At 74.1% G+C, this 5434-nt stretch carries 3 protein-coding genes and 1 pseudogene; all 4 read left to right on the top strand.

Annotation, left to right across the window (positions count from 1 at the left end; genetic code table 11):
• Nucleotides 1–45 precede the first annotated feature (45 nt).
• The 4 genes and pseudogenes from ABZU46_RS30840 to ABZU46_RS30825 all read left to right on the top strand — a co-directional run bounded on the left by ABZU46_RS30840 (nt 46) and on the right by ABZU46_RS30825 (nt 5277).
• A complete protein-coding gene (locus ABZU46_RS30840) occupies nt 46–1032 on the top strand; it encodes a phosphate acyltransferase PlsX (protein WP_354863221.1) in 987 nt (328 codons plus the stop codon).
• Nucleotides 1029–1745, top strand: a pseudogene (gene rnc / locus ABZU46_RS30835) (ribonuclease III); the annotation flags it as partial. The gene ABZU46_RS30840 and the pseudogene rnc, both read left to right, overlap by 4 nt.
• A gap of 232 nt (nt 1746–1977) precedes the next feature.
• Nucleotides 1978–2835 (top strand): bifunctional DNA-formamidopyrimidine glycosylase/DNA-(apurinic or apyrimidinic site) lyase, encoded by an 858-nt coding sequence (gene mutM / locus ABZU46_RS30830; RefSeq protein WP_354863220.1) that lies wholly within the window; start codon nt 1978–1980, stop codon nt 2833–2835.
• 222 nt (nt 2836–3057) lie between these two features.
• Nucleotides 3058–5277, top strand: a complete 2220-nt coding sequence (locus ABZU46_RS30825; RefSeq protein WP_354863219.1) for an MMPL family transporter — start codon at nt 3058–3060, stop codon at nt 5275–5277.
• Nucleotides 5278–5434: the final 157 nt, after the last annotated feature.

The raw sequence follows: 5434 nt of genomic DNA, 5'->3' as shown, positions 1-5434 counted from the left end.
CCGGCTCCCTCCGACGCCGGCCGGCCCACTCCGGCCGGCGTACCGATGGAGCCGGGCACCGCGCGGATCGCCGTTGACCTCCTCGGCGGGGACGACGCTCCCGCCGTCGTGGTTGACGGCGCTCTGCGGGCCGTGCGCGCCGATCCCGATCTGCACCTGCTGCTCGTCGGCCCGACCGAGGTCGCCGACGCGCTGATCGCTGCCCTCGCCCCGCCCGAGCGGGCCCGGATCACGGTCCGACCGGTCCGCGCCGCCGTCGGCATGGCCGACCATCCCAGCGCGGCCCGCTCGGAGAGCACCGTCCGGGCCGCCGTCACCGCCGTCCGCGACGGCACCGCCGACGCCCTCGTCTCGGCCGGCGCGACCGGCGCCACGGTCACCGCCGCCGTGCTCGGGCTCGGACGCTGGCCGGAGATCCGCCAACCCGCCCTGGTCGCCACCCTGCCCGCGGTCGCCGGGCCGGTGGTGCTGCTCGACGTCGGCGGTTCGCTGGAGCCCCGCCCCGCCACCCTGGCCCGGCACGCCGTGCTCGGCGCCGCGTACGCCGCGGTGGCCCATTCGGTCGTCGCGCCGCGGGTCGGCCTGCTCTCAGTCGGCACCGAGGCCGGCAAGGGCGACCGGGTACGCCGTGCCACCGACCCCCTGCTCGCCGTCGAACCGCTGCCCTGCGGGGCACGCTACGTCGGCCTGGTCGAGGGGTACGACGTGACTCTCGGCGCGCGCGCCGATGTGGTGGTGACCGACGGCTTCACCGGTAACGTGCTGCTCAAGGCGATCGAGGGCGCGTACGCGATGGCCGGCGGCCCGCCCGTCGTCGGCGGCGCGCCCCGGGCCGCCGCCCTGCTGGGCGTCGCCGGGACGGTGGTCGTCTGTCACGGCTCCGCTCGCGCCGACGACGTCGCCTCCGGCATCGCTCTCGCCGCCCATTTGTGGCGACGGCGTGCCACCGAACTGGTCTCCGCGTTGCTCGACGGCGACGCCGCGACGGACCGCACCGACCGTTCCACCGACACCGAGGTACGCACATCATGAGCAACGACAAGCGGCGGCGGGCGTCCGTCGGTCACCTGGAAGCCGCGTTCGGCGTCAGCCTGGAGCCGGACCTGCTGGAACGCGCGCTGACCCATCGCTCGTACGCGTACGAGAACGGTGGCCTGCCGACGAACGAGCGGCTGGAGTTCCTCGGTGACTCGGTCCTCGGCGTCGTGATCACCACGGCGCTGTTCCACAACCACCCGGACCTGCCCGAGGGGCAGTTGGCGAAGCTGCGGGCGAGCGTGGTCAACATGCGGGCGCTCGCCGACGTGGCCCGCGGCCTGGGCCCGGACGGCCTCGGCGCGTACCTGCTGCTCGGCAAGGGCGAGGAGACCACCGGTGGCCGGGACAAGGCGAGCATCCTCGCCGACACCCTGGAGGCGCTGCTCGGCGCCATCTACCTCCAGTACGGGCTGGACACCGCCGGGATCGTGATCCACCGGCTCTTCGACCCGCTGATGGCCGAGTCGGCCGGCCGGGGCGCCGCCCTGGACTGGAAGACCAGCCTCCAGGAGTTGACCGCCGCGCTCAGTCTCGGCGTGCCCGAGTACCGGATCGAGGGCACCGGACCGGACCACCTCAAGACGTTCACCGCCTGGGTCGTGGTGGCCGGCAACCGGTACGGCGGCGCGGAGGGGCGCAGCAAGAAGGAGGCCGAGCAGCGGGCCGCCGAGGCGGCCTGGCGGATGCTCACGGACCAGCACGAGCAGAACGCCCAGCAGGACCAGCAGAACAGGTCCGACCAGGACGAGTCGTTCGGGCCGCCCGACAGCGCCGAGCAGGCGGCCCGGGCCGAGGTGGCCGACCACCTGGCGCAGGCCATGCCGGCCGACGTGGCGGAGCAGCAGACCCCGCCCGAGCGGCAGACGTCCGCCAACGGCGGCGGCCCGACCGAGGCCCGCGACGCCGAGGCCCCGAGTGGCCACGAGACGGGTGTACGTCGTGCCTGAGCTGCCCGAGGTGGAGACCGTCCGGCAGGGGCTGGCCCAGTGGGTCACCGGCCGGCGGATCGCCTCGGTCGAGGTCCGACACCCGCGCGCCGTCCGGCGGCACGTCCCCGGCGGCGCGCACTTCGCCGACGTGCTCGCCGGCCGGACCATCGTGGACGTGCGCCGGCGCGGCAAGTACCTGTGGCTCCCGCTGGACAGCGGCGACGCGGTGATCGGGCACCTCGGCATGTCGGGTCAGTTGCTGCTCCAGCCGCCCGGCACCCCCGACGAGACCCACCTGCGGGTCCGGTTCCGGTTCGCCGACGACGGGCCCGAGCTGCGCTTCGTCGATCAGCGCACCTTCGGCGGGCTCGCGGTCAGCGAGGGCGGCGCGGACCTCCCCGCGGAGATCGCGCACATCGCCCGCGACCCGATGGACCCGGAGTTCTCCGACGCGGCGTTCGTCGCCGCGCTGCGCCGGCGGCGGACCGAGGTGAAACGGGCCCTGCTCGACCAGACGCTGATCTCCGGCGTGGGCAACATCTACGCCGACGAGGCGCTCTGGCGCGCCGGGCTGCACGGCGCCCGCCCCACCGACGCGCTGACCGGCCCGGCCGCGCAGCGCCTGCTCGGTCACGTCCGCGATGTGCTCGCTGAGGCGATCAAGGAGGGCGGCACCAGCTTCGACGCCCTCTACGTCAACGTCAACGGCGAGAGCGGTTACTTCGACCGGGCGCTGAACGCCTACGGCCGGGAGGGCGAGCCGTGCCGGCGGTGCGGTGCGCCGATCCGCCGCGAGTCGTTCATGAACCGCTCCTCGTACAGCTGCCCGCGCTGCCAGCCCCGGCCTCGGGGTGCCCTTCGGGGATGACCCGGAGCTGGCTCCGGGTCGGCACCGGCGGGTCGCGGCCGGACGCTCCGGGCCACACCCCGGCGTACGCCCGAATCGCGGGTTGATGCCCGTCCGGCGGGCCCGCCGCCCTCGACGGACCGACTCCGGGGCGGACGGGGGCCGTTCCCCGATGTGACCGCCTCGTCACGCCCCTAACGTCAGCACCGTTGACAGGGGGTCGACGTGACAGGGGGACGCGAGATGGGCAACAGACCGGTGACCGTGCGGATGGCGCGGTGGAGCGCCGAGCATCCGTGGCGGGCGATCGCGTTGTGGGTCGTGTTCGTGGCGGTGTGTTTCGTCGGTGGCAACGCCGCCGGCCTCACCGAGGCCACCAGCGAGGACCAGGCGATCGGCGAGGCCGGACGGGCCAGCATCATCGTGGACGACGGGGCCTTCGACGACCCGGCCGTGGACAACGTCCTGATCACCTCCCGGGGTGGCGCCCTGGACCCGGCGGCGGCGAAGGCGGCCGCCGACGACGCGGCCGCCCGGCTGCGTACGGTCACCGGCGTCGCCGAGGTCGGCCCGCCGGTCACCGCGCGGGACGGGTCCGCGCTGCTGCTGCCGATCACCATGTCCGGTGACCCGGAGACCGCGTCGGACCGGGTGCAGCCGCTGCGCGACGTCACCGCCACCGTGCAGGGCGCGCACCCGCAGCTCCGCGTCGAGCAGGTCGGCGGGCCGTCGATCGGCCAGGCGCTCGACGACACCCTGGGCAAGGACTTCGAGCGCGCCGAGCTGCTGAGTCTGCCGGTCACCCTGGCCATCCTGATCATCGCGTTCGGCGCGTTGATCGCGGCCAGCGTGCCGGTGCTGCTGGCGCTCTCCTCGGTCGCCGCCGCGATGGGCCTGTCCACCCTCGCCTCGCACCTCGTGCCGGCCACCGACACCACGTCACCGGTGATCCTGCTGATCGGCATGGCGGTGGGGGTCGACTACTCGCTGTTCTACATCCGCCGGGAGCGGGAGGAACGGACCAAGGGCCGCTCCGGCCTGGACGCGGTGGAGATCGCCGCGGAGACCTCCGGGCACGCCGTGGTGGTCTCCGGCTTCGCCGTGATCATCGCGATGGCCGGACTGTTCCTCGCCGGCGACGTGGTCTTCTCGTCCCTGGCCGTCGGCTCGATCCTGGTGGTCGCCGTCGCGGTGACCGGCTCGCTGACCGTGCTGCCGGCCCTGCTGGCCAGGCTGGGCCGCTGGGTCGACCGGCCCCGGGTGCCGCTGCTCTGGCGGCTGACCGCGCCGCGCACCGGCCGGCACGGCGAGCCGCGTACGCCCCGGCTCTGGCCGGCGGTGCTCCGGCCCGCGCTGCGCGCCCCGGTGGCGACGCTCGTCATCTCGGTCGGCCTGCTGCTCGCGCTGGCCGCGCCGGCGCTCGGCATGAAGCTGAAGTTCCCCGGAATGGAGGACCTGCCGCGCACCACGCCCGCCATGCAGGCGTACGACCGGCTCACCGCGGCTTTCCCGAGCACCGGCACCAGCCACGTGGTGGCCGTCCGGGCGCCGGCCGAGCAGGCCGACCGGGTCAACGCGGCGCTCACCGACCTTGCTGCCCGGGCCGGAGGCGACCCGCTGTTCGCCCCCGCCGAGGCGGACGGCCCGAAGATCAAGGTGTCGGCCGACCGGCGGGTGTCGGTGCTGGACGTCGCCACGCCGTATTCCAGCAGGGACGACCGGTCGGTGCGGTCGCTGGAGAAGCTGCGTGCGGACCTGGTCCCGGCCGAGCTGCGGGGGATCCCCGGGATCGAGTACGCGGTCGGCGGGAGCGTGGCCGACAGTGAGGACTACGCGTCGCACGTCCGCGACAAGCTGCCGCTGGTGATGGGCTTTGTGCTGGTGCTCACGTTCCTGGTCATGGCCTTCACCTTCCGTTCGGTGGTGGTGGCGGCCAGCTCCATCGCGTTGAACCTGCTCTCCGCCGGCGCCGCGTACGGGTTGCTGGTCCTGGTCTTCCAGGGGGAGTGGGCCGAGGGGCTGCTCGGCTTCACCTCGATGGGCGCGATCGTCTCCTGGCTGCCGCTGTTCCTGTTCGTGGTGCTCTTCGGCCTCTCGATGGACTACCACGTCTTCGTGGTGAGCCGGATCCGCGAGGGGGTCCGGGCCGGCATGTCCAACCGCGACGCCGTGTCATACGGCATCACGTCGTCGGCCGGGGTGGTGACCAGCGCGGCGATCGTCATGGTCGGGGTGTTCTCGATCTTCGCGACGCTGAGCACGATCGACATGAAGCAGCTCGGCATCGGCCTGGCGGCGGCGATCCTGCTGGACGCCACGATCATCCGGGGAGTGGTGCTGCCCGCCCTGATGACCATGCTCGGCGACGCGAACTGGTGGGCCCCGCGCTTCCTGCGGCGACGCCCGGCGCCCGCGCCCACCGACCCGCCGGCGCCCGCGCCGGAGCTGGTGCCCGTCTCCTGAGTAGCCGGTCGTCTCTCGTGCCGGGCCGCGACTCGCGGCCCGGCACGTGCCGTCCGGGCGACACCGTGCGGCCTCGCTGAGCCCGCCGTCGGTGCCCCCGTTCCATCTCGGCGACAACCTCGCGCATCACGAAGATGCTCTCCGCCTCAAGGGCGTC

Origin of the sequence: Micromonospora sp. NPDC005197 (assembly GCF_040608295.1) — a bacterium.
Classification (GTDB): domain Bacteria; phylum Actinomycetota; class Actinomycetes; order Mycobacteriales; family Micromonosporaceae; genus Micromonospora.
The sequence above is the reverse complement of the archived record's forward strand: the minus strand, read 5'-3'. Positions and strand labels throughout refer to the sequence as shown.